This window comes from Shewanella sp. CAL98-MNA-CIBAN-0140 (genome assembly GCF_040309905.1).
Classification (GTDB): Bacteria; Pseudomonadota; Gammaproteobacteria; order Enterobacterales; family Shewanellaceae; genus Shewanella; species Shewanella psychromarinicola.
Genome location: NZ_JBEOPI010000314.1, coordinates 1 through 230, shown reverse-complemented (window position 1 = coordinate 230; position 230 = coordinate 1). Strand labels below are relative to the sequence as shown.

Below are 230 nucleotides of genomic sequence, written 5' to 3'. Positions count from 1 at the left end.
ATCTAATATTATCCGCGCGGGGCATGATTTATCTAATCAGGCAATTACTGTTGAGGATGGGTCAATTAAAGCCAGTGGGAAAGCTGATGCACAAGCTCAACTTACACAAGACACGCTTGAAAATCTTAGAATTATGAAATCGAAACTGGATGGAATAGCAGGCATCGCTGCTCAGACAGAAGAGAATTCATTACTTACAAGTAATTACTCACAAAATGGTATTATAGCAG

General features: G+C 39.1%; 1 pseudogene. It reads left to right on the top strand.

From position 1 onward, the window contains the following. A pseudogene (locus AAEY93_RS21200) lies at positions 1-230 on the top strand (methyl-accepting chemotaxis protein); the annotation flags it as partial.